The following is a 22,976-nucleotide window of genomic DNA, read 5'->3' as shown; positions in this document are numbered from 1 at the left end:
CTGGACTGGAGTTGCAGGGAAACCGGCCGGGCCGCGGGCCAATGGGCGAGAACCTGCACTCCGATCGTACCCCCTTTCACGAACCAGGCCAAACCCTGGGGCACTTTACCGCAGGTTACGCCCTCTCCCCATAGCCTCGTTTTGCGCCCCCAGCCGGTGGTATACTCTTGATTACCGACCGGTAAGCACCTTCGCGGAGCAGCCATGATAGAGACGACTTCTACGCCGGCGCAGACAGGCCAAGTGCTCTGCCGCCATCACTGGGTCATCGAGACCCCGAACGGAGCCATCAGCACCGGTCGCTGCAAGCGATGCGGCATCGTTCGCGATTTTCGCAACTCCTCGGAGGACCCGCTCTGGGACAGCGACAGCTTCAGCCTGAATGGTTCCCGTTTCCGCGGCAGGCGGACTTCGGACTCCTGACGCATCCGACGCATTCGTAGAGAAAGCGAGCGACGGGCCGGGCACTGCTCGGCCCGTCGCCGTTCTGCGCGGTACACTGAACACGTGCCGCCCGACCTCTCCGTGGAACTCGCTCCGAAGCACAAACGGAGTCTCCTCCTTCGGAACCCCGTCATGCCGGCGAGCGGAACGTTCAGCTGGGGCCTCGAGTTCCTGCACCACTTCGGTCCGGCCGGGATCGGGCGGCTGGGCGCGGTGGTCTCCAAAGGGGTAACAATGGAACCCAGGGCGGGCAACCGACAGCCGCGCGTCGCCGAGACCCCGGCAGGCATGCTCAACTCGATCGGGCTCCAAAACGTCGGGATCGAAGCTTGTATCCGCGAGTTGGCCCCCGAGTGGGCCCGTTGGGACACACCAGTCATCGTCAACATCGCTGGCGACACCGTCGATGAGTTCGGCGACATGGCCCGAATGCTCGACGGTGTTCCGGGCGTTGCCGCTATCGAGCTCAATATCAGCTGTCCTAACGTAGATACCGGAGGCATGGAGATAGGCCAGAGCGTGGAAGCCTCGGCCAGGGCGACCCGCGCGGCAGTTCGAAACACCGACCTGCCGGTCATCGTCAAACTCACCCCGAATGTGACAGACCCCGTAGCCCTTGCTCGGGCCTGCGCCGACGAGGGCGCTGCGGCCATCTGCGCGATCAACACGGTGCTCGGCATGGCGATCGATATCGAGCGTCGGCGGCCTGTACTTCCCCGGGCGCGCGGGGGCCTCAGCGGACCTGCGATCAAGCCAATTGCCCTGCGCATCGTGTACGACGTGGCCGGTGCGGTCGATGTCCCGGTCATCGGATGCGGCGGCATCAGCACCGCCCGCGATGCCATCGAATTTCTCATGGCCGGGGCAACGGCCGTCCAGGTCGGGACGGCCACGTTCGCGAACCCGCGCGCCCTTCTCGATATCGTGGATGGGCTCGAGGCCTGGTGCGTGGCCAGCGGCGTGACCCGCATCTCCGACATCATCGGATGTGCCCAGCCAAGTCCGGTGGCCTGACCATGCTTGCCGCTCGCCTCGAACGTCCGGGCGCCGTAGGGACCAGACCGCTCGCCATCGAACGGATCGCCCGGCCGGAGCCTGGTCCGGGTGAATTGCTCATCCGCGTGACCGCATGTGGAGTCTGCCGCACCGACCTTCAGCTGGTCGAAGGCGACCTTCCAGCCAAGCGACTCCCCATCGTTCCCGGGCACCAGGCCGTCGGGGTGGTCGTAGCGCTCGGAGAAGGTGTACACGGCTGGAAGCCGGGAGATCGCGCAGGTGTCGCATGGCTCGCGGGTGCCTGCGGCATTTGTCCTCGCTGCAAAACAGGCCGCGAGAATCTCTGTGAAGCCGCCGCCTTTACCGGCTGGGACCGCGACGGCGGCTACGCCGGCTATCTCACGGCGCGAGCCGACTTCGCCTTGCCACTCCCCCTCGGCTTCGACGACCTCCAGGCGGCACCGCTCCTTTGCGGCGGTGTGATCGGCTACCGTTCGCTCGAGATCAGCGGTATCCAGCCGGGAGGGCGTCTCGGCCTCTTCGGCTTCGGTGCTTCCGCGACCCTTGCAATCCAAGTGGCGCTCCACTGGGATTGCGAAGTCTACGTCGTGACTCGCTCCGCGGCGGAGCAGGAGCGAGCTCGCGCGCTGGGTGCCGTTTGGGCCGGGGGCTACGACGAATCCGTGCCCGTTCCCCTCGATGCCGCAATCACCTTCGCGCCGGCCGGCGATGTAGTCATCCGTGCGCTGGCCTCGATCGACCGAGGTGGCACGGTCGCCATCAACGCCATCCACCTCGACCGCGTGCCGCAATTTCCCTACGAGCTCCTCTGGTGGGAGCGTTCGCTCCGGAGTGTGGCGAATTTCACTCGCCGCGACGCCCGGGAGTTCCTCGAACTCGCCGAGACTATTCCAATCCGAACCGAGTTCGACGTGTATCCGCTGGAGGCCGCCAACGAAGCGCTGGCTGCGCTGGCGGAGGGTCGTGTTCGCGGGGCAGCGGTGCTCGACGTCGCTGGTTCGCTAGGCAGCGACGCGTAACAATTCCCCCGTGACCTACCGCGTCGGGATCATCAACGTCACCGGCTATGCCGGGCTGGAGGCGGCGCGCCTTCTTTGGAGCCACCCAGCGGCCCGCCTCGTTGCGGCCACCGGTCGCTCGCTTGCTGGCCAACGGCTCGGCGAAGCCTTCCCGTCGCTCGGTCTTTACGACGAGCTCACCATCACGAGGCAATCGACACCGACGTCGATATCGTCTTCTCTTCGCTTCCCACCGCCGAGAGCGCAAAGGCCTGTGCTCCTTTTGTCCGCAAGGGGATTCCGGTCATCGACATCGCTGCAGACTTTCGGCTCAAGGCTCCCGGTGCGTTCGAAGCATGGATGGGAGGAGGAAACCCGCATCCCGCGCCCGACCTCCTGGCCGAGGCCGTCTACGGCCTGCCCGAGCTCAACCGCGAACGCATTCGGAAGGCGCGGCTCGTGGCCAACCCTGGTTGTTACCCCGCCGCAGCCATTCTGGCCCTCGCTCCGGCTGTTTCGGCGGAGATTATCGAGCCGTCGATCATCGTGGACGCCAAGTCCGGCATCTCCGGCGCCGGGCGGGGTGGTGGTAGCGGGTTCGGTTACAGCGAGGTCAACGAGGACGTGTCCGCCTACAAGATCGCGAACCATAATCACCAGCCCGAAATTGCCCAGGAACTCGGTGCCTTGCGCGGCGGTGTCGAACCACGGGTCACGTTCGTGCCCCACCTCGTCCCAATGACCCGTGGCATCCATGCGACCTGTTACGCGCCACTCGCACGCACCATTTCGCAGGGAGATGTGTTCGCGCTTTATCGCGATTTCTACCGCGATGCGCCTTTCACGTCAGTGTCGGGGACGCCGCCTCACACCAAGCACACCCTTGGTACGAACCGCTGCATCGTCCACCCTGTCGTCGATGCTCGCAATGGCGTACTCGTCGTCGCCAGCGTCCTCGACAACCTGGGCAAAGGGGCCGCTGGGCAAGCCATCGAAAACATGAACCTGATGCTCGGCATCGACCAGACGGCCGGGCTGCAGTTGCCGGCGGTCTACCCTTGATGTTCGCGGTCGACCCCTCCGGGCACGTCACCACGCCGCGCGGCTTCCGCGCTGGCGCGACATTTGCCGGCGTCAAGACCTACGGCGAGGGCAAGCTCGATCTGGCGGTGCTCACGTCCGATTACCCCTGCGCGACGGCAGCTGTCTACACCCGCAGCCGGCTGCGGGCACCCTCGATCGAGATCAACCGCGCAAAACTCGCCGCGCGAGCGGCGCGCGGTGTCGTCGTCAACGCGGGCGTCGCCAACGCCAGTACCGGCGAACGCGGCTTGCGAGATGGTTACGAGCTTGCCCGGCTCGCCGCCGCCCGTGCCGGCCTCCCCGAAGAAGAGATGCTCGTCTGTAGCACTGGCGTCATCGGTCACTACCTGCCGATGGACCGCTTGGCATCCGCGATGCCGGCGATCGAGCTCACGCCCGAGGGCGGTCCCTCGTTCGCGCGGGCGATCATGACGACAGATACCCGACCGAAGACGGGCGCAGTTCGCTTCGGTCCGTATACCATCGGGGGCGCCTGCAAAGGTTCTGGCATGATCCATCCGAATATGGCGACCATGCTCGCCTTTTTGACGACCGATGCACCCGTCGAGCCAGGCTTCCTCCAAGTGTGCTTCGCGAGGGCAGTCGACGATTCCTTCAACCTCGTCTCGGTCGATGGCGATACCAGCCCCAGCGATACCGCCATCATTTTCGCGAACGGCGCAGCCGGCCATGAGTTGATTTCCGCGGAGTCGCCCGATGCCTGGGATTTCGCACTCGCGCTTCGTTCGCTCTGCGTTCACCTTGCTCGGGAGATTGCTCGCGATGGCGAAGGCGCAACCAAGCTTATCGAGTTCACCGTCACGGGCGCAGCCACCGTCGAGGATGCCCGCCACCTGGTGCGCCTCCTCAGCACTTCCTATTTGCTCAAGTCGGCAATCCACGGCGCTGACCCGAATTGGGGCCGCATCGCCGCCGTCGTCGGCAGATCGGGCGTCACGTTCGAAGAGGATGCGGTGACCATCGATCTCTGCGGTACTCGCGTCTTCGAGAACGCTCGACCTGCTCCGTTCGACCCTGCGGCGCTTTCCCTCGCCTTGCGCGGCCCGGAGGTTTCGGTGAGCGTCCATCTCGGGGCTGGTAGCGAAGCAGCGACCGGCTGGGGCTGTGACCTCTCTGCCGAGTACGTCTCGATCAACGCGGACTACCACACGTGAGCCACCGACCTTTCGTCATCAAGATTGGGGGAAGCACGCTCGGGGCGACCGATACGACCTACGCCGATATCGCCGCCCTTGCCCGAAAAGGCGATGTCCCGGTGGTGGTGCACGGTGGCGGTGCAGAGGCCAGCCGCTGGCTCGACGCGATGCACATCCCCTCGCGGTTCGAGCGCGGCCTCCGAGTGACCGACGAACGCGTGCTACCCGTGGTCGTGGCCGTCTTCGCCGGACTCGTGAACAAGCGAATTGTCGCGGCGATCGATGCCGCTGGTGCGCGAGCGGTGGGGATCTCTGGGGCCGATGCCCGTCTGCTCCGGTGCCGAATCGCCGACTCGGCGCTCGGCTTGGTCGGTGAGCCGCTAGAAGTCGACCCGGCGCCGATCCGGGCATTGCTCGACGCGGGACTGGTGCCTGTCATCAGCTCCATAGGCTGCGTGCCCAGCCAACCGGCGGACCAGCTGGTCAACGTGAATGCAGATACGGTGGCGGCAAGCGTCGCGGCTGCCGTCGGGGCGCGCCGGCTGGTGTTCCTGACCGACGTCGAGGGTGTCCGCGGGCCGGATGGCGAGCGCATCGACCGGCTCGATGCCGCACGTGCCCGGACACTCGTTGTCGATGGGACCATCTCCGGTGGCATGATCCCCAAGATCGAAGCCTGTCTCCACGCTGCCGGCCTTGGCGTTGAAGTGCAGATTGTCGACGGGCGCGTGCCGGGGGCCCTTCGCTCGCTCGATAATGCCGGGACCATCATCATCCCTGCAGTGTCTTAACATTCGCGGCCCGTTCGCGTGTTACCCTTGGGGGACTCGCACGACACCATGGAAGGCGCCGACCCCGTTTCTCCCCCGGCATCCATTCGCCCAATATCGGATGGCGAACCATTGCACGCCCGTGACCTCGATGATCCCGAGCTCTATCTCAACCGCGAGCTGAGTTGGCTGGAGTTCAACCAGCGCGTCCTCGCCGAGGCAAGCGACCCGCGCAATCTGCTCCTGGAGCGCGTCAAGTTCCTCGCTATCACCGCGAGCAATCTCGACGAGTTTTTCGCCAAACGGGTGGGGTGGTTGCGACGAATGCTCGCGACTGACGCCCGAGCGCGTACTGTCGATGGGCTCACGATCGCGGAGCAGTACGAGCTCGTCATCGACCGCTGTCACCGGATGCGCAACGAAATCGAGGAAGTCTGGCGAATCGAGCTCGTGCCCCAGCTCGCCGCCCATGGCGTGCGGGTGGTCAGATTCGTCGATCTCGAGCCCGAAGCGCAGCAGCGGCTGCAGGAGTACTTCGAGCGCTCTATATTCCCGGTACTCACGCCCTTGGTTGTGGACCCGGCTCATCCGTTTCCCTTCATCTCGGGCGGATCCCTCTCGCTGGCGCTCAACGTGCGCCACCCCGTGACCGGCCAGGACCGATTCGCCCGAGTGAAGGTGCCGCCCAATCGGCCGCGCTTCGTCGATGCCGGAGACCTCCGCTTCGTGCTCCTCGAGGACCTGATCGCCGCGCACGTCGGGATGCTCTTCCCCGGTATGGAGGTGACCGACTGTCAGGAGCTCCGCGTCCTTCGAAGTGCGGAGACTGGCACACCGGGCGAGGAAGCGGACGACCTGCTGGAACTTATCGAAAGTGCCCTCCGCCGGCGCCGCCTGGCAGAAGCGGTTTCCGTCGAAGTCACTGGCAGCCTCCCGCCTTCGCGGATGGAGCTGCTCCTCGAGGAGCTCCAGGTGACGGAACGCGAGGTCTATCGTTCGGCCGGTCCGCTGGGGCTACAAGACCTGTTTCAGCTCGCCAGCCTCGAGCTTGCCGAGCTTCGCGACCCCCCTTTCGCTCCAGCCGTGCCTTCGGCCTTCGCCGGAACAGGGGACGCCGCAGAGTTTTTCACCACCCTCCGCGAGCGCGACCTCCTCGTCCATCATCCCTACGAGTCCTTCGACGAGACGGTTGTCCGCTTCGTCGAGGAGGCTTCTGAGGACCCTGCCGTCCTGGCAATCAAGGCGACGATGTATCGCACCTCGCCGGACTCGCCCATTCTCGAGGCGCTCATCGATGCGGCTGGGCGCGGCAAGCAAGTCGCCGTTTTGGTGGAGCTCACAGCACGCTTCGACGAGGCGAACAATATCCTCTGGGCACGCAAGCTCGAGGCGGCTGGGGTTCATGTCGCCTATGGTCAACCCGACCTCAAGATCCACTCGAAGATCTGTTTGGTTGTCCGCGAAGAGCCAAGCGGCGTTACCATGTACGCCCACATCGGGACCGGGAACTACAACTCTCGGACGGCTCGCGTCTACACCGACCTTGGTCTCTTCACCGCCGACCCCGGGATCTGCGGGGACATCCTCCGCATCTTCAACCTCCTCACCGGTTTTGGCGAACATTTCAGAACCGACGTTGTACTCGCCGCACCATCCAACCTTCGGTCATCGATCGTCGAACGTATCGAGCGGGAAATCGCCCACGCTCGCGCCGGTCGCCCCGCTCGACTCATCTTCAAGATGAACGCTCTCGAGGACTTCGAATGCACCCGATTGCTCTACGAAGCGGCCATGGCCGGTGTGCAGGTCGACCTCGTGATCCGCGGCATCTGCCGGCTCCGCCCCGGCCTGCCTGGGCTCTCCGAAAACGTCCGCGTCGTCAGTATCATCGGACGGTTTCTCGAACATGCGCGCGTCTATTACTTCCACAACGCCGGCGACCCGGAGTTTTTCATCGGGAGTGCCGACTTGATGAAACGGAATCTCGACGAGCGCATCGAAGTGCTCGCTCCTGTCCGAGCGCCCGACCATCGCGCCCAACTCCTCGAACTGCTCGAACTGCAGCTCGCCGACCGCCGCCAGGGGTGGCACCTGCACGACCGCGACTGGCACCGCGACGAGTCGGCGACGGGGCCAGGTTGCCAGGCACTCCTTCTCGAGCGCGCGCCGTTTTCGTAAGTCCGTGGTCTTCCGGTTTCGTGGCGCCTGCCAAGGCCGTACCATGGCCACGGAGGCTGCCATGACCGACTGGATCGCCGAAGAACACCGCTACCTTTTCCAGAACTATGGGCGTCAGCCGGTCGTGATCGAACGCGGACTGGGCACGCGCGTCTGGGACGTCGATGGCAACGAGTATCTCGACTTCGTCGGTGGCATCGCGGTCAACGTGCTTGGTCACAGCCATCCGGCGGTCGTGCGGGCAGTCGCGGAGCAGGCCGAACAGCTGATTCACACCTCCAACCTCTTTTACACCAAGCCGATGATCGAGCTGGCGCGCATGCTCGTCGAGCATTCCGGCCTCGATCGGGCCTTCTTTTGCAACTCGGGGACCGAGGCCGTGGAGGCGGCCATCAAGCTGGCCCGACGGTGGGGCCGCGACACGCGAGCCGGCGCGTACGAAATCATCACCACCCAAGACGGTTTTCACGGTCGAACGTTGGGTGCCCTCTCCGCGACCGGCACAGCCCGTTACCGCGAACCCTTCGAACCGCTCCTTCCGGGATTCGCCATCGTTCCATGGAACGACCTCGATGCCGTGCGCGCCGCGACGAGCGAGCGCACCGTCGCGGTGATGGTGGAGCCGATTCAGGGTGAGGGTGGGGTCAACATGCCCGCGCCGGGGTACCTGGCCGGGCTCCGCGAGTGGTGCACCGAACGCGGGCTGCTGCTGATTTTCGACGAGGTTCAGACCGGTATCGGGCGCACCGGCGAACTGTTCGCCTTCCAGCACGAGGGCGTGAGGCCAGACATCTTGGTGCTCGCGAAGGGACTCGCGGGCGGCGTCCCCATTGGAGCCATCCTCGCCCGCGAGGACTTGGCGGCTCACTTCGTCAAGGGGGACCACGGCAGCACCTTCGGTGGAAATCCCCTCGCGACCGCAGCCGCGCTGGCCACGCTGCGCGAGGTCATGGCGCCGGGTTTTCTCGCGCGCGCACGCGAATCGTCTGCGCGCCTGCTCGCGCGGCTCCGCGCAATCGAGGACCGACACGAGCTCGTAACCTCGGTCCGCGGAAGGGGGATGTTGCTCGCGATCGGGCTCGCCCGTGAATGCTCTGCACAGGTGGTTGACGAGTGCCGGAGACGTGGCCTGCTGGTCAACAACGTTCGCCCGGATGCCATTCGGTTGCTTCCGCCGCTCAACGTCACGGACGAGGAGATTGACCGCGCCTGCGACATCCTCGAGGCGGCCATTGCCTCGCTCGATGCCCCACCGAAATAGCTCCCGCGGAGAGAAACGATGGGCGACGAATTTCGCGACTTCACTCTCGCCGCCGTGCAGGCGACGCCAGTCTTCCTCGACCGTGAGGGATGCATCGAGAAGGCGTGCCGGCTCATCGAGGAGGCGGCTCGCCGGGGCGCCGACCTCGCGGTTTTTGGCGAAACCTGGATTCCGGGTTATGCCGGCTGGGCGGAGCGGCGGGGAGCCGGCGGAATCGGCGGGCTCCTGCGCCGCTACATCCTCAACGCTGTCGAGGTCCCATCCCCCGCCACCGAGGCCCTTTGCACTGCCGCTCGGCGGGCCGGAATCGATGTCGCCATCGGGATCGCCGAGCGGGACGCCGTTACGCAGGGAACCATCTACTGCACGCTCCTCTTCATTGGGCGCGAGGGAGTCATCCTCGGAAAGCATCGCAAGCTGAAGCCGACCTTTTACGAGCGAATGGTTTGGGGCGAAGGCGATGGAAGCACGCTGCGGGTCTACGAGCGGCCCTACGGCCGGCTCGGCGGCTTGAACTGCTGGGAGCACCAGATGGTGCTGCCCGGCTATGCGCTGATCGCCCAGGGCGTGCAAATTCACGCCGCAGCCTGGCCGGGCGCCACCTTCACCCGCCAGGAAGTGCTTTCGCGCGCGTTCGCTATGCAGTCTGCGGCGTACGTCGTGATGGCTGGAGGGCTCCTGCGGGAGCACGAGATGCCGGAAGAAGTCCGCGCGGCCGGGATGAAGCCGCTCAACGGTCACTCCGCCATCGTCGGCCCGGATGGCGAAATCGTGGCGGGGCCACTGCTCGATGAGGAAGGCATTCTGATCGCGAACGCGAATCTCGGTCGCGTCATGCTGCAGCGGATGATCGCAGACCATGCTGGTCACTACAGCCGCCCCGACGTCTTCGAGTTCCGGGTGAACACCCAAGCGAAACGCCCGGCTCGGTTCGAACCAGCGACGGGCCTTGACGAAGCGCTCCGACGCGTGAAGGCAGCGCTCGACGATGGCACCCTGCGAAGTGCTTCCGAACTTCGAGCTGCCCTTGCGGATACGGCGCCTGCGCTGCTCGGGGAGGGCGAGTGAGCGCGTTGGTCGGCCTCGCCTTCCTCATCGTCGCTGCCATTGGCTTTTCACTTGCGGCGCTCGGGTGGCGGACTATCAAGACCCAAGCCGGCGTGAGCCCACTGAACCGCACGCCCGGTCCGTGGCTCGTTTTTGCCGGTGTCGCGCTCGCGGCTTCTGGGTTGGCGGTGGCGCCTTTTGCCTTCGCCGCTGCCCTCCCGGGCGCTTTTGCCGCGGTTCTGCTCTTCATTCTGGCGGCCATGACGGTGGCAGTCGCCGTGTCGGGCGCGATTGCGATTCGTCGCTCTTCCCGTCGCCCGAACGGAATCGGAGGGACGCGGTGAGCGATGACCGTGCTTTCGCGGCGCTGTTCCTCCTGGTCGGCCTGACGGGTTGTTCGCTGGTCTACCTGGGCTGGCTCGGCGGCCAGGGGCGACTTCGCCCCAACCGATGGGCTGGCATCCGCACCTCGTTCACCATGGCCAACGAGGAAAACTGGTACCGCACCCACCGCGCTGCCGCCCCGATCCTCATCGCGGCTGGCATCGTCCAGGGGTTGGGTGGGTTCCTTCTGGCGGGCGTGGCGACCGCTGGTCGGCTTCCGCCTTTGGCTGCCATCGGCGCTTTGCTGACGCTCGCGGCGGTAGCGCTGGTTGGCGCGATCGGTGGCTGGCTGATCGGCACGCGGTCCGCAAAGTCGCACTAGTGGCGCCCCCGCGCGATACTACTGGCGTACCCACTTCGCTTCGGGACTGGAACCAGCTGTGCCGAAACTCGTCCTCGCCTACTCCGGCGGCCTCGATACCACCACTGCCATCAAATGGCTGACCGTCGAACAGGGCTACGAGGTAATCGCCCTGAACATCGACGTTGGGAAAAGCCGCGAGCAACCTGTCGTCGAGTCTCGTGGCCTCGCCGCCGGCGCCGTAAAGGTGCGCGTCATCGATGCGCGCGAGGACTTCCTCCGCTATTTCGCATTTCCGGCCTTGGCTGCTGGTGCTGTCTACCAGGACCAGTACCCACTCGCCACGGCCCTCGCTCGGCCCTTGATGGCAAAGCTGCTCGTGGATGTCGCTCACGAGGAGGGCGCGGTGGCGGTGGCGCACGGTTGCACGGGGAAGGGCAACGACCAGGTGCGCTTCGATGTCGGTATCCAGACGCTCGACCCCTCCCTCAAGATCGTCGCTCCCACCCGGGAGAACGCGATGCCCCGCGAATACCAGATCGAGTACCTCAAGAAGCACGGGGTGGACATTCCATGGGGTGCGAAGGGGCCGTTCAGCATCGACGAGAATCTGTGGGGCCGAAGCGCCGAGGCCGGTGTCCTCGAAGACCCGTGGGCCGAACCGCCCCCCGAGGCGTTCGAATGGACGCGTGACCCGGAGGAAGCGCCTGCGACGCCGGCATACCTCGAGATCGAGTTCGAATCCGGTCTCCCGGTTCGCCTCGATGGCGAGGCCCTCGGGCCGGTCGAGCTGGTCGAGCGCCTGAACGACCTTGGCGGCCTCCACGGCGTAGGTCGCATCGACCACATCGAGGACCGGCTCGTCGGCATCAAGAGCCGCGAGATCTACGAAGCGCCCGCGGCGACCATCCTCCACACTGCCCATGCCGCCCTCGAGGCGATGACGCTTTCGAAGCAGCAGCTCAGGCTCAAGAAACTCATCGCTACCGAGTATGCAGAGCTCATCTACAACGGCCTTTGGTTCAGCGCCCATCACCAGGACCTCGCAGCCTACGTGGCGAGCACCCAACGCCACGTGACCGGTACCATCCGCGTCAAGCTCCACCGCGGCCGGGCCCTCGTCGTTGGACGCAGGGCCGCTCGGTCGCTGTACGACCGAGGCCTCGCTACCTATGATCGGGGCGACACATACGACCAGTCGGCCGCCGTGGGCTTCATCAATATCTGGGGGCTGCAAACCCGAACGCAGGTCCGGACGCAGCTCCTGGCGGAACTTCCCGAGGCGCTCCGAATCGCGACGGCGCATCAGCACGACTGACATCGAACAGAGGGGAACCACGACATGGCCGTTGCCACCGAACCCGCCGGGGCGATCAGCTACGAGGGTCCGAGTCCAGACACGGAGTTCCTCGGTTTCTCACAGGCGAATTTCCTCGTTACCGTACCTGGTTGGAAAGCGCGCGAAGTCGCCATCCTGTTGAACGCGCCCGCCGCCCGCCGCCTGCTGGCAGAACTCGGTCGCGAGGACACATCCGAAGCCCGCGACCAGCTGGCTCGACTCGTGGGCGAGGCATGGCTGAAGCGCGTGATCGAAGGACGAGCGCCCTTCGAATCCATCGTCACGGTGTCCAACGGGTTTCTCGACGAGCACCCCGACCTCCTCGCGGAGGTCCGAGCTGCCGCTAAGACGTCCTGACATGACTGTCCTACGCTCGAGCGGGGAGTGGTGGCGCGAAGCAGTCTGCTACCAGATCTACCCGCGAAGCTTTCAGGATTCGAACGGGGACGGCATCGGCGATCTCGAAGGCATCATCCGGCGCTTGGACTACCTCAACGACGGCACGCCCCGATCGCTCGGGATCGATGCCATCTGGCTTTCGCCAACCTACCCGTCGCCGATGGCCGATTTCGGGTATGACGTGGCGGATTATTGCGACGTGCACCCGGATTTCGGGACGCTCGAGACCATGGATCGACTGATTCGGGCTTGTCATCAGCGCGGCATCCGTGTGCTCCTCGATTGGGTCCCGAACCACACGAGCGACCAGCACCCCTGGTTCCTCGAATCTCGCTCTTCGAGGGACAACCCAAAGCGTAACTGGTACGTGTGGCGCGACCCGAAGCCAGACGGTTCACCACCCAACAACTGGCGTTCGGTCTTCGGCGGGCCGGCATGGACCTTCGATGAAGTCACTGGCCAGTACTATCTTCACTCGTTCCTCGCAGAACAGCCGGACCTGAACTGGCGCAACCCAGAGGTCGAACGAGCGATGTTCGACACGCTCCGGTTTTGGTTCGAGCGCGGGGTCGACGGCTTCCGCATCGATGTCGTTGGGCGCATCCTCAAGCACCCCGAACTGCCGGACAACCCTCCGAATCCGGAGTGGCGCCCAGGCGACCGTGAGCGCTTCAGCCAACTGTGGGTCTACAACCACAATTACTCCGACGTCTACGCCGAGGTTCGCCGCATCCGTCGCGTGTTCGACGAGTTCCCCGACCGCGTGGCCGTGGGAGAAGTCTTCGGAACGCCGGACGAGATCGCCCGCTATTACGGCGACCCTCAGGAGCCCGGCCTCCACCTTGCGTTCAATTTTCACTTCATTCACGAACGCGGCCACGAACCGACCCCGTGGCACGCGCCCGTGTTGCGCCGCATCATCGCCAACGCGGAGCGATCTGTCCCCGAGTTCAGCCAACCCTGCTTCGCGCTCAACAACCACGACCGCTCGCGGTTCGTCTCGCGCCACGATGCCGACGGCCGCGGTCGGGAACGTGCGCGAGCCGCGGTACTGCTCTTGCTCGGGCTCCGGAATACTCCGTTCATCTACTACGGCGAAGAAATCGGGATGGCCGACGTCGAAATCCCACCGGAGCGACAGCGGGACCCAGCCCGATTCCGCGCCATCGGCCGAGATCCTGCGCGGACGCCGATGCAGTGGGATGCTTCTCCTGGGCGTGGATTCACGACAGGCGAGCCATGGCTGCCGTTTGGCCCTGAGTCGCCCAACGTTGCCGAGCAAGATGGCGACCCCGATTCACTCCTCGAGCTTTACCGACGCGCAATCTGGCTACGAAAAGAGTTGTCCTCGGTGCGCCGCGGCAAGCTCAGTGCGCTAAGCAGTGACGATAGCGTCGTCAGCTGGTGCCGAAGCGAGGAAGGGACGCCGGCGGTCGCGGTGGCAATCAACACGAGCGCCGAGCCGGCCATTGCCAAGCTGCCATTCACGCGCGGACGCGTCGTGTTGTGCACCAACCGGGCGATGGAAGGCCTGCTCGCGTCAGGCAGTGTCGAGCTCCCGCCTCTCGGGGCGGTGTGGGCGATCGAAACGGAGGGCTGAGCTGGACGCTGCCCTCTGCTATGCTCCCCGGTGTGACTGGCCCTCGGCGAAAGGTTCTTCTTGCCGGCGGCGACGGCCGCCCCGCTCTCGGAAGCGCGCGCTCGCAACAACCCGGTGATCGACAACCCGACGAGGCGTGCAATTGTCCGGTCCTCGACGCCACCGAGTGGGACGCCGTCGAGAGTGACTGGGGCGACATCGCCTTCCTTGCGACGAACGTCAATGCGATCGCGGGCGTGCCCATCGGTTTGGATCGGGCGCGCGAGGCACTGTTCGCCCGCGCGGCAGAGCTGGGGCTGCGGGTTCCCGAAGACCCGATGCTTCTCATCAGCGAAGGCGCCTTTCGGCGCCGCGTTCTGCTGGAAGTCGAAGGCGATGGGGCGCCGACTGCCGTCGTTCGCCCCGGAGGTTTCGCCTACACGCGACTTTTGGAAGCGCCCTGGGGCGAGCTGAAGCGTGCGGCCGGCCGATTTCGCGATGAGGCCGAGGCGCGTTACGGCAAGCAACCCGACCAGATATTCGCCTGGTATCTCACCTGCCGCGTTTGTTCGAGGGCGCGAAATTTCGAGACGCTCCTCGTCGCCCACTATCAGCCGTGAGCGCAGAAGAACAGCTCGCGGTTTTCGTCCGGGTCCTGCTCGGGTTGGTCCTCGGGGCCTTCGTCGGCCTCGAACGTGAGTTCCGCGGCCACGAGGCCGGCATTCGGACCAACGCGCTCGTGTGCGGTGCCGCAACCCTCTTCGGCGCTGTTTCATTGGAGCTCGGCGACGACCGCGTCGCCGCTGGTGTCGTGCAAGGAATCGGTTTCATCGGAGCGGGTATCGTGTTCCAGCGGGGGCGCTCGGTGCACGGTGTGACGACCGCTGCGACGATCTGGATGATGGCAGCCCTCGGGCTCGCCATCGCCAGTCGAATGTACCTCCTGGCTTGCCTCGTCGCCGTCATGGTGGTTCTTCTTCTCGAGCTTGCGCCGGTCAGTGACTGGGTACTCGCACGTTCTCGGCCGCGGGGATGGCGCCGCTCGATAGAAGGCGGGCGCGCCAGCGGCGGTGACGCTTCGGAAGGGCCGCCAGTATCATGAGGTTCGCCATGGGACCGAACATCTGGGCCCGCCTTCGTTCGCCCCGCAGCCGCTGAGGCGGCGGGGCGTTTCGATTCCCTTACCTCCACCGGTACGACCCTCACTGGAGCCGCAGGTCATGTCCGAACGCTACGACCCCGCCGTGATCGAAGCCAAATGGCGCGAACGCTGGCTCGCCGATCGCCTCTACCATGCTCCGGACGACGACCCCCGCCCGAAGTGGTACGCCCTCACGATGTTCCCGTATCCCTCGGGGGACCTTCACACTGGTCACTGGTACGCGATGGCCCCGAGCGACGCGGCCGCCCGATACCGGCGAATGCGTGGCTACAACGTGCTCTTCCCGATGGGATTCGATGCCTTCGGTCTTCCAGCCGAAAACGCCGCCATCAAGCGTGGTATCGACCCGAAGGCTTGGACATACGCCAACATCGACAGGATGCGCGGCCAGCTCCGCATGATGGGGGCTTCCTTCGACTGGGACCGCGAAGTCATCACGAGCGACCCCGAGTACTACAAATGGACGCAGTGGTGGTTCCTGAAGTTCTACGAAAAAGGGCTCGCTTATCGCGCCGAGGCAGCGGCCAACTGGTGTCCAGGCTGTCAGACCGTGCTCGCCAACGAACAGGTGATCGACGGCCGCTGCGAACGTTCGGACGACATCGTGGAACGGCGTTTCCTGACGCAATGGTTTTTCCGCATCACGGCTTACGCTGAAGAGCTCCTCAGATTCGACGGAATCGAATGGCCGGAACGAATCAAGGTGATGCAGACAAACTGGATCGGACGTTCGGAGGGCGCAACGCTCGAGTTCCCGATCGACGTACCTGGCATCGAAAAGCCGCTCGAGGTGTTCACCACTCGACCCGATACCGTTTTCGGGGCCACCTTCATGGTGCTCGCACCTGAGCATCCGCTGGTCGAACGGATCACGACCGCAGAGCAGCGTTCGGCGGTGGACGAGTATCGGGTTCGCACGAGCCGAGAGACGGAAATCGAGCGCCTTTCGACGGAACGGGAAAAGTCCGGCGTTTTCACCGGGGCATACGCGATCAATCCGTTCAACGGTCGACGTATTCCAATTTGGATCGCGGATTATGTACTGGTCACCTACGGGACCGGGGCCATCATGGCCGTCCCGGCGCATGACCAGCGCGACTTCGAGTTCGCGCGAAAATACGGGCTTCCCGTCGTCCCTGTGTTCGACCACCCCGAAGTGGACGTCACGAAGCCGCTCGAGGCGGCGTTCACCCGCGGTACCAGGATGATCAACTCCGGCCCGTTCGATGGCACGCCGGCCGAGGAGGCGATTCGCCGCGTCGTCACCTTCGCAGAGGAGCAGGGCATCGGCCGGGCGACCGTTACCTACCGACTGCGTGATTGGCTAATCTCCCGGCAGCGCTACTGGGGTGCCCCAATTCCCATGATTCACTGCCCGGACCATGGGATCGTTCCCGTGCCCGAGAAAGATTTGCCCGTCCTTCTCCCCGAGAATGTTCGGTTCGACCCCACGGGCCAGTCGCCGCTCACCCAGGTGGAGGAATGGGTCAATGTGCCGTGCCCGATCGATGGGCGTCCTGCTCGGCGCGAGACGGACACGATGGACACGTTCATGTGCTCGAGTTGGTACCAGATGCGCTACATCGACCCGCACAACGATGAAGCGCCTTTCCGAAGGGAGCTCGCGCACAAGTGGCTTCCTGTCGACCAGTACACCGGCGGCGCCGAGCACGCGGTGATGCACCTGCTCTACACGCGCTTTTTTTGGAAGGCAGCTCGCGACCTCGGCATGGTCGAAGGGGATGAGCCGATGCTTCGGCTTTTCAATCAAGGTGTCATCCTGGGCCCCGACGGCAACCGGATGTCGAAAAGCCGCGGGAACGTGGTCGCCCCGGACGAGCAGGTCGCCCAGTGGGGCGCGGATTGCTTCCGTTGCCAGCTCATGTTCGTCGGTCCGTGGGACCAGGGCGGCCCGTACAACCCCACGGGCATGGCTGGCATCAGCCGGTGGCTTCACCGACTCTGGTCGCTCGTTGTCGACGACGTTGAGTTGACCGATGCACCGGACGCCCCGGCGACGCGAGAGCTCCGCCGCATGACTCACAAGACCATCATCTCGGCGACCGAAGATATCGAGCAGTTCCGCTTCAATACGATGATCTCGCGCCTGATGGAGCACACGTCGGCGCTCCACCGGGCCCGCGAAAGTGGGCCGGTCGACCGCTCAGCATGGGACGAGGGCATCCGCACGGCTCTGCTCCTCACCGCGCCGCTCGCCCCCCACATCACCGAAGAGCTCTGGCAACGCATCGGCGGTCCTTACTCGATCCACTTCCAGCCCTGGCCAGAGGCGAACCCTGAGCTCGCGCGCGATGTCGAAGTGGAAATCGCCGTCCAGGTGAATGGCAAGGTTCGCGACCGGTTGGTTGTGCCCGCTGATGCCGACGAGGAGTTCGTGGTTGCCCGAGCGCGCGATCTCGGGCGGATCGCTGCTGTGCTCGAGGGCCGGCAGCCGCGGAAGGTCATCTATGTCCCCGGGAAGCTGGTCAACCTGGTGGTTTGAGTGTTTTGTCGCTCAGGTTAGCCATCAAAATCACCGGGAGTTTACATTCGTGGGTGGACGTTCCGTGGCCGCGGCAGTAGGGTTCACGTGGAGGGGATGCGCAGCCCGCAAGCGCTCGCCCTCGAAGGAGACTTCATGCAAATCAAGAAGAATCCCCGCGAAGTCGGCTACCACCCCGAAACGATAACCAGGTACGAAAACGAACGGCCCGCCGCCGATTCCGAGCTCTACGGGGCGACCGCTCCCGAGGGCTCGTATGTCCGAGGTACGGCACCCCGCCCCGCAAGCCCGAATCCTCGCACCGAAGACCCCAGGGCGGAGGCGCCGGTTCGAAGCGAGAGCACCATCGACCGCCATTCATCGTTCGACGGGCGATTCGAGACCGAGCAGGACCTGCGCATCGAAGGTGCCGTCAGCGGCGAGGTGATTTGCCGCGGCATGCTCACCTTGGAAAAGGATGCGGCGGCTCGCGCGCGCATTCATGCGCGCGAGGCGACCATCAAGGGGCGGGTCGAAGGCGACGTGGTATGCACTGCGCGGCTGACCATCACGTCGACGGCGGTGGTGACAGGTACGATCCGCGCCCCGATCCTCGTGGTCGAGGAAGGGGCTTCCCTTTCCGGCAATGTGGATACAACGCAAAAGAGCAGCGACCTCGTGACCCGTTCGACCGCTCGGACTTCCGAGGCGGTTCCGGCCGAAACGCCGGCCCGGGCCCGGCGCGAGGCACCCTCGTTCGCGCTGGTTTCCAGCGACGCTGAAGCGGCGGTCGCCGAGCGGCGCTGAGCGCTCACTCGAACCAATTCCGCCGCCATAACAACAAGGGGGATTCGCCATCGAGCGAATCCCCCTTTGGCTTGGTGTGGACGCCAGTCGATCCGCCAAGCCGCGCCTTCGAAGTTCGTCAGGAGACCGTAAAATAAACCACCCCGTCGACCACCCACGTGTTGACATTCTTTTCAATCCGGCGCGCTGCCCGGCTCACTCGCATGGCAATGGCCCGAGGGGTTTCTCCGGGTGAGGGGACGAGCTTCCCCACCTTTCCCTGCGAAACCTGTTCCACGTACTTCTCGTACTCACGCATGCGAGCGGCAAGGCGCCCAGTCTGGCGAGCTGGTCGTGGGGCTTCGCTGTCCTTGATGACCGAAAACACTGCCATGTCTCGGAACTCCTTCATCGACGTTCTATCACATCGCAAGACGTGAACCTTCCTGTGAAATATAGCGCGTCTAGATTCGCAAGGACAAAGGCTTTGGGGGAGTCTGCTCAATTCGATTCGCGGTCGAGCTGTTCGAGGTTTTCCTGTACGGAGCCGAGCAGCTGAGTGAGCAATCGCTCTACGCGACCGAGGACTTCTCGGGTGTAACGATTGAGGTTTTCCAGCTCCTGTCGCGTTGCCTCGGCCGCTTCGCTCAGGTGGGCTGCAGCGGTCGCATCTGCCTCGGCGACAATTTGGCGGGCGCGGGCCTCCGCGTCCATGAGCAGCTGCTGGGCTCGCTCCTCGGCGGCCCGCGTTACCGCGTGCTCGTCGAGCATCCGCGCGCGCTCCAGCTCGGCGCGTTCCATAGTACGTCGCGCGCTTTGGTGGGCCGAGTCGATGATCTGTTGCCGAGCTTCGAGAATCTGGCGGGCTTGTTTCAGGTCGGCCGGAATGGCGAGCCGAAGCTGGTCGATCAGGTCGAGCAGGCGCCGCCGATCGACGACGAGGTTCCCGCCAACGGGCAGGCGGCGCGATTCGAGCACGAGCTGTTCCAGCTCGTCGATGAGCTCTAGAAACTCGAGCTGCGCCCCTTCCGGGCTCACGGCTACTCCTGGCCGAGTTTTCGGCGGAGGGCCGCCCGAACATGTGGCGGCACCAAGTCGGCAACATCGTACCCGAGGCGCGATACTTCGCGAATTCGGCTCGCGCTGATGTACAGGAATTCTTGATTGGCCATCAGGAAGACGGACTCGAGGTGAGGCGCCATTTTGCGGTTCATCATCGCCATGTCGAACTCGACCTCGAAGTCGCTGACGGCCCGGATACCTCGCACGATGGCGACCGCGCCCTTCCGCTTGGCGAATTCGACGGTCATTTCGTCGAATCCCTCGACTTCGACGGTTGGGAGGTTCGCAACGGCCTCTTTAACCATGTCGATGCGCTCTTCCCAGGTGAACATCGTCGCTTTGTCCCGCCCTTTGACCACGGCAACGATGACCCTGTCGAACAGGTGAGTCATGCGTACAATGAGGTCAAGGTGTCCATTGGTGACCGGGTCGAACCCGCCCGGGTAGACTGCGATCCTCATTACCCCTCCAAGTGGCGGTAGAACGCGACGGCGGTGTCACCGTAAACGCGCCGGTCGCGGAGTTCGAGCCCCAGCGGCCGCACCGGCGGATTGTATCGACTTCCATGCTCGTAGACGACCAGACCACCCGGAGCGAGTAACCGGCTCAGTCGCGCCAGGACTTCTTCCCGCGCCGGATCGTCGTAGGGCGGGTCGAGGAAGATGAGGTCGTACGGCCCATCGAGGCGGTCGAGGGCACCCGGAAGTCGGGTCCGCAGCACCGCTGCGCGGTCGCTGAATCCGGTCCTCGCGAGGCTTTGCAGGATCGCGTCGACGCAGGCAGCTTCGCCTTCGACGAACGTCGCTCGAGCTGCGCCACGGCTGAGCGCCTCGATTCCGAGCGCACCTGTCCCAGCGTAAAGGTCGAGTATGCGGGCACCTTCGACGGACGTGGAAAGGATGTTGAAGATCGCCTCCCGCACGAGCCCCGAAGTCGGCCGAAGCCGAATCCCTTTCGGTTCGGCGAGTGGTACTCCGCGAGCACTGCCGCCGGCAACCCGCACGCCCCGAGTGGTCATTTCAGTTCCTCGTGGTCGGGGTCGATGTTGGGTTTGCCGACTGGCGTGGCCGAACCACGACGTCGACCGAGTTCTCGAAGAGCGCTGCTCCATCGCTGAGGGTGAGCGAAATCGTGTAGTTCCCCGGCTCGGCAGGTGTGAACCAACGCGCCGACCCTCGCCCGGTGTCTTCGATCGTGCCGCCGCTGACCGACCAGCGTGGCTTGAGGTCCTCGGGATTCGGCTGGAGCAGCGTCGGGAGGCCACTGGTGACGAACGGAATGACGGCAGGCCATATATCTCCGAGCAATACGTTTTCGGACGCATCCTCGATGGCGACTCCGCCGAGTCGATACGTCGGGATGAGCTCGAGTTTGAATCCGACGCTGAATACATTTTCGAGGTACACCGTCCGGCTGCCGCCACCCTGAGGCTGTTTGTAGCTGAACGCCACTGTCGCCGTTTCCGGATACCAGCGAACTCCGGTGAGCCCCTCGTCTCGGTCGATGTTCGTCCCAGCGACGTCGATCTGGGTATTGGTCACGATCGCGTCGGCCTGTGCGCGAATGGAGACACGAGTTGCGATGTTCATCGCGTCAGCGAGCGTGAGTCGGTTGATCGTCTCACCGCCAGTCTCCGTCGCGTAGGGCGAAATCGTGAGCACCAGTTTCGAAGGCGGAACGCGGTCCACGAGTGACTGCAGAACTTCGGGCATGACGAGGCGATAGGTGGCCTGGTCGCGATACGGTGCGATTTTGATGAGGTCCACACGCTCGGCGATCGCCTGGTAGTCGTATGCGCCCTCGTCGATTCGATTCTGGGCCTTGATCGGCGACGGTAACGTGATGGTGAGCTTCTTGCCTTGCTGATGCAGTCGTTCAGCGAGTTCGCCGATGAAGAGCGTGAACGACGTCCGCTGGGTAGCCGGCAAATCGAGGTAGGCGATATCGATACCCGGCAGCCCCAGTTCGTTGACCTTGGCGACGATTTGCTGCACGTGGTTCGTCCGCGAGCGAGCATCGGCGAGGAGCGACTCCACGACTGCCACCTGTCCTTGAACCGATGCATTCGCCGCCACGACCGGATACACCTCGTACCCGGCATTCTGCGCGACCGTTCGACTCAGCTCCCCGCCGACGCTCCCGTCCGCGAGCGGTGCGAAGTCGATAGGGTGAACGATCGTCACGTGTGGGGCCGCTTGGGGATTGAGTGGCGCGTTATGAGGCAGATACGCTACGACCTCGCCTGCCGGTGTATTGCGCCGGAGCACCGCGATCACCGCTGGCGCGTCTTTGAAAGTCCCGGTGACCACCTTGCCCTGAGCGTCGAGCACTGCTGGAGCTACCGGCTCCCAGCGCTGAGCTGACTCGTCATAACGAAAAAAGCTCAACATCCGGCCGTCGGTGGCCGGACGGAGCAAGGCGGCCTGGACCTGGATGTCGAACCCCGTCTCGGTGGGAACCGCCTCGGGGTTCCGCTCGAAGATCCGCGAGGCGAACTCGTAACCGTCGGGCGCGGCGATGTCGCGGTTGGATGGACAGTAAACGCTGACGCAGTCGTCGCCGCCGCACAGCTGGCCATAGGTGAACCAACCCAGCAGCGCGACTCCGAAAAGGATGGCTGCGAGTGCTGCGATGCGCGCCGTCGGAGGCTTGGCCCGCCCGCCACGCAGACCTTGGCTGGCTCCGCCCGCTCCCCAAGGCAGGCGACCGCCGCCACCGATCATCGGCGGCGGGCTCCCGGGCGCGAATGACGAGACGATTCATCGTTGTGCAAGGCGAACCTCGGTCTCGATTATCCGGCCATTCCGATTGAGGACAACTTTGACGACGTCGCCCGGCCTGTGCATCGCGAGCGCGTTGAGCAGTGGCGTCTGTCCGTCGACCGGCGTGTCTCCGAGCTGGACGATGACATCACCAGCACGAACGCCCGCCTCGGCCGCAGCCCCGCCTTGGCGGATGCCGAGAATCACCGCCCCCGACTTCGTTGTGAGCGCTGGGAGTCGGGCTGCTACCTCCTCGTTGAGGTCGATGTGTTCGAGCTCGAGCGTCGGACGTGGAATCGGGCCTCGGGCCGCGATGATCGCTTCTGCGACTGCCATGGCGCGGTTCGAAGGAATGGCGAAGGCGATGCCTTCGATCGCTTGGCCCCCCGAAGTTTGGCGCAGGATCGTGGTTGGCAATCCGACGAGTTCACCCGCGAGGTTGACGAGCGCCCCGCCGCTATTGCCATTGTTGACCGCCGCATCGGTCTGGATGATGTCATCGTGTCGCATTCCGTCCAGGATGCGCGAACGATTGACGCCGCTGACGACCCCCATGCTCACCGAGCCGTAAAGCTCGCCGAGCGGATTCCCGATTGCGACCACCATTTCGCCCGGTTCGAGGCGCGACGAATCCCCAATCTCCATGACGCTGAGCCCAACTGGAGCAACCTGAAGCACAGCGATGTCGTTGAATGGGTGGTCGTGGCCGATGAGCACGGCCGGCCGCTCGGTGCCGTCCGCGAACACGACCTTGAGGTCATCGGT

At 64.7% G+C, this 22,976-nt stretch carries 22 protein-coding genes and 1 pseudogene; 17 read left to right on the top strand and 6 right to left on the bottom strand.

Annotation, left to right across the window (positions count from 1 at the left end; all coding sequences use genetic code 11):
- Positions 1-507: 507 nt before the first annotated feature.
- From VAE53_RS09665 to VAE53_RS09585, 17 genes and pseudogenes are all read left to right on the top strand, one after another.
- Entirely contained in the window at positions 508-1,458 is a 951-nt protein-coding gene (locus tag VAE53_RS09665; protein ID WP_322819171.1) for a dihydroorotate dehydrogenase, read from the top strand.
- Positions 1,459-1,460: 2 nt separating this feature from the next.
- Positions 1,461-2,480: a zinc-binding alcohol dehydrogenase family protein gene (locus VAE53_RS09660; RefSeq protein WP_322819170.1), complete on the top strand. Its 1,020-nt coding sequence runs from the start codon at positions 1,461-1,463 to the stop codon at positions 2,478-2,480.
- Between the two features lie 10 nt (positions 2,481-2,490).
- Positions 2,491-3,521 (top strand): annotated as a pseudogene (gene argC / locus VAE53_RS09655) (N-acetyl-gamma-glutamyl-phosphate reductase).
- Positions 3,521-4,717 (top strand): bifunctional glutamate N-acetyltransferase/amino-acid acetyltransferase ArgJ, encoded by a 1,197-nt coding sequence (gene argJ, locus VAE53_RS09650; protein WP_322819194.1) that lies wholly within the window; start codon positions 3,521-3,523, stop codon positions 4,715-4,717. The pseudogene argC and the gene argJ overlap by 1 nt, the downstream one beginning before the upstream one ends.
- Positions 4,714-5,490, top strand: a complete 777-nt coding sequence (gene argB, locus VAE53_RS09645; RefSeq protein WP_322819169.1) for an acetylglutamate kinase — start codon at positions 4,714-4,716, stop codon at positions 5,488-5,490. Before argJ ends, argB begins: the two co-directional genes overlap by 4 nt.
- A gap of 111 nt (positions 5,491-5,601) precedes the next feature.
- A complete protein-coding gene (gene ppk1 / locus VAE53_RS09640; protein ID WP_322819168.1) occupies positions 5,602-7,647 on the top strand; it encodes a polyphosphate kinase 1 in 2,046 nt (681 codons plus the stop codon).
- Between the two features lie 61 nt (positions 7,648-7,708).
- A complete protein-coding gene (locus tag VAE53_RS09635) occupies positions 7,709-8,908 on the top strand; it encodes an acetylornithine transaminase (protein WP_322819167.1) in 1,200 nt (399 codons plus the stop codon).
- Between the two features lie 18 nt (positions 8,909-8,926).
- On the top strand, positions 8,927-9,976 hold the full coding sequence (locus VAE53_RS09630) for a carbon-nitrogen hydrolase family protein (RefSeq protein WP_322819166.1): 1,050 nt from the start codon (positions 8,927-8,929) through the stop codon (positions 9,974-9,976).
- Positions 9,973-10,299, top strand: a complete 327-nt coding sequence (locus tag VAE53_RS09625) for a hypothetical protein (RefSeq protein ID WP_322819165.1) — start codon at positions 9,973-9,975, stop codon at positions 10,297-10,299. The genes VAE53_RS09630 and VAE53_RS09625 overlap by 4 nt, the downstream gene beginning before the upstream one ends.
- A complete protein-coding gene (locus tag VAE53_RS09620) occupies positions 10,296-10,661 on the top strand; it encodes an SdpI family protein (RefSeq protein WP_322819164.1) in 366 nt (121 codons plus the stop codon). Before VAE53_RS09625 ends, VAE53_RS09620 begins: the two co-directional genes overlap by 4 nt.
- Positions 10,662-10,719: 58 nt before the next feature.
- On the top strand, positions 10,720-11,958 hold the full coding sequence (locus tag VAE53_RS09615; protein ID WP_322819163.1) for an argininosuccinate synthase: 1,239 nt from the start codon (positions 10,720-10,722) through the stop codon (positions 11,956-11,958).
- A gap of 24 nt (positions 11,959-11,982) precedes the next feature.
- Positions 11,983-12,336, top strand: a complete 354-nt coding sequence (locus tag VAE53_RS09610) for a hypothetical protein (RefSeq protein ID WP_322819162.1) — start codon at positions 11,983-11,985, stop codon at positions 12,334-12,336.
- Between the two features lies 1 nt (position 12,337).
- The gene (locus VAE53_RS09605) at positions 12,338-13,978 is read left to right on the top strand and encodes an alpha-amylase family glycosyl hydrolase (protein WP_322819161.1); all 1,641 of its coding nucleotides are present in this window, start codon (positions 12,338-12,340) and stop codon (positions 13,976-13,978) included.
- Between the two features lie 32 nt (positions 13,979-14,010).
- Positions 14,011-14,577, top strand: coding sequence for a hydrolase (locus VAE53_RS09600; protein ID WP_322819160.1), 567 nt, complete (start codon positions 14,011-14,013; stop codon positions 14,575-14,577).
- Entirely contained in the window at positions 14,574-15,059 is a 486-nt protein-coding gene (locus VAE53_RS09595) for an MgtC/SapB family protein (RefSeq protein ID WP_322819159.1), read from the top strand. The genes VAE53_RS09600 and VAE53_RS09595 overlap by 4 nt, the downstream gene beginning before the upstream one ends.
- A gap of 118 nt (positions 15,060-15,177) precedes the next feature.
- Positions 15,178-17,622 (top strand): leucine--tRNA ligase, encoded by a 2,445-nt coding sequence (gene leuS, locus VAE53_RS09590; RefSeq protein WP_322819158.1) that lies wholly within the window; start codon positions 15,178-15,180, stop codon positions 17,620-17,622.
- 96 nt (positions 17,623-17,718) lie between these two features.
- Positions 17,719-18,408, top strand: coding sequence for a polymer-forming cytoskeletal protein (locus VAE53_RS09585; RefSeq protein ID WP_322819157.1), 690 nt, complete (start codon positions 17,719-17,721; stop codon positions 18,406-18,408).
- Between the two features lie 118 nt (positions 18,409-18,526).
- Here the strand turns inward: VAE53_RS09585 and VAE53_RS09580 are convergent, their stop codons facing one another.
- The 6 genes from VAE53_RS09580 to VAE53_RS09555 form a co-directional block, all read right to left on the bottom strand.
- Positions 18,527-18,781 (bottom strand): hypothetical protein, encoded by a 255-nt coding sequence (locus tag VAE53_RS09580; protein WP_322819156.1) that lies wholly within the window; start codon positions 18,779-18,781, stop codon positions 18,527-18,529.
- 107 nt (positions 18,782-18,888) lie between these two features.
- Positions 18,889-19,425: a hypothetical protein gene (locus VAE53_RS09575; RefSeq protein WP_322819155.1), complete on the bottom strand. Its 537-nt coding sequence runs from the start codon at positions 19,423-19,425 to the stop codon at positions 18,889-18,891.
- A gap of 2 nt (positions 19,426-19,427) precedes the next feature.
- On the bottom strand, positions 19,428-19,910 hold the full coding sequence (gene coaD, locus VAE53_RS09570) for a pantetheine-phosphate adenylyltransferase (RefSeq protein ID WP_322819154.1): 483 nt from the start codon (positions 19,908-19,910) through the stop codon (positions 19,428-19,430).
- Positions 19,910-20,467 carry a 16S rRNA (guanine(966)-N(2))-methyltransferase RsmD gene (gene rsmD / locus VAE53_RS09565; protein WP_322819153.1) on the bottom strand — a complete coding sequence of 186 codons (558 nt, stop codon included), beginning with the start codon at positions 20,465-20,467 and terminating at the stop codon, positions 19,910-19,912. Before rsmD ends, coaD begins: the two co-directional genes overlap by 1 nt.
- Position 20,468: 1 nt before the next feature.
- Positions 20,469-22,172: a glycosyl hydrolase family 18 protein gene (locus tag VAE53_RS09560; protein ID WP_322819152.1), complete on the bottom strand. Its 1,704-nt coding sequence runs from the start codon at positions 22,170-22,172 to the stop codon at positions 20,469-20,471.
- A 36-nt stretch (positions 22,173-22,208) separates the two neighbouring features.
- Positions 22,209-22,976 (bottom strand): trypsin-like peptidase domain-containing protein (locus tag VAE53_RS09555; RefSeq protein WP_322819151.1); only part of this gene is annotated, 768 nt, incomplete at its 5' end.

It is taken from the genome of Tepidiforma sp. (assembly GCF_034432735.1).
GTDB lineage: Bacteria > Chloroflexota > Dehalococcoidia > Tepidiformales > Tepidiformaceae > Tepidiforma.
Note: the sequence above shows the minus strand (reverse complement) of the source record. Positions and strands in the feature narration are given on the sequence as shown.

Bases quoted from the DNA above. Each gene is read 5' to 3' on its own strand.
- VAE53_RS09635 (WP_322819167.1), top strand. From the start codon at position 7,709: ATGACCGACTGGATCGCCGAAGAACACCGCTACCTTTTCCAGAACTAT.
- coaD (WP_322819154.1), bottom strand. From the start codon at position 19,910: ATGAGGATCGCAGTCTACCCGGGCGGGTTCGACCCGGTCACCAATGGA.
- VAE53_RS09630 (WP_322819166.1), top strand. From the start codon at position 8,927: ATGGGCGACGAATTTCGCGACTTCACTCTCGCCGCCGTGCAGGCGACG.
- VAE53_RS09560 (WP_322819152.1), bottom strand. From the start codon at position 22,172: ATGATCGGTGGCGGCGGTCGCCTGCCTTGGGGAGCGGGCGGAGCCAGC.
- argJ (WP_322819194.1), top strand. From the start codon at position 3,521: ATGTTCGCGGTCGACCCCTCCGGGCACGTCACCACGCCGCGCGGCTTC.
- VAE53_RS09660 (WP_322819170.1), top strand. From the start codon at position 1,461: ATGCTTGCCGCTCGCCTCGAACGTCCGGGCGCCGTAGGGACCAGACCG.
- VAE53_RS09610 (WP_322819162.1), top strand. From the start codon at position 11,983: ATGGCCGTTGCCACCGAACCCGCCGGGGCGATCAGCTACGAGGGTCCG.
- leuS (WP_322819158.1), top strand. From the start codon at position 15,178: ATGTCCGAACGCTACGACCCCGCCGTGATCGAAGCCAAATGGCGCGAA.
- VAE53_RS09585 (WP_322819157.1), top strand. From the start codon at position 17,719: ATGCGCAGCCCGCAAGCGCTCGCCCTCGAAGGAGACTTCATGCAAATC.
- VAE53_RS09605 (WP_322819161.1), top strand. From the start codon at position 12,338: ATGACTGTCCTACGCTCGAGCGGGGAGTGGTGGCGCGAAGCAGTCTGC.
- VAE53_RS09580 (WP_322819156.1), bottom strand. From the start codon at position 18,781: ATGGCAGTGTTTTCGGTCATCAAGGACAGCGAAGCCCCACGACCAGCT.
- rsmD (WP_322819153.1), bottom strand. From the start codon at position 20,467: ATGACCACTCGGGGCGTGCGGGTTGCCGGCGGCAGTGCTCGCGGAGTA.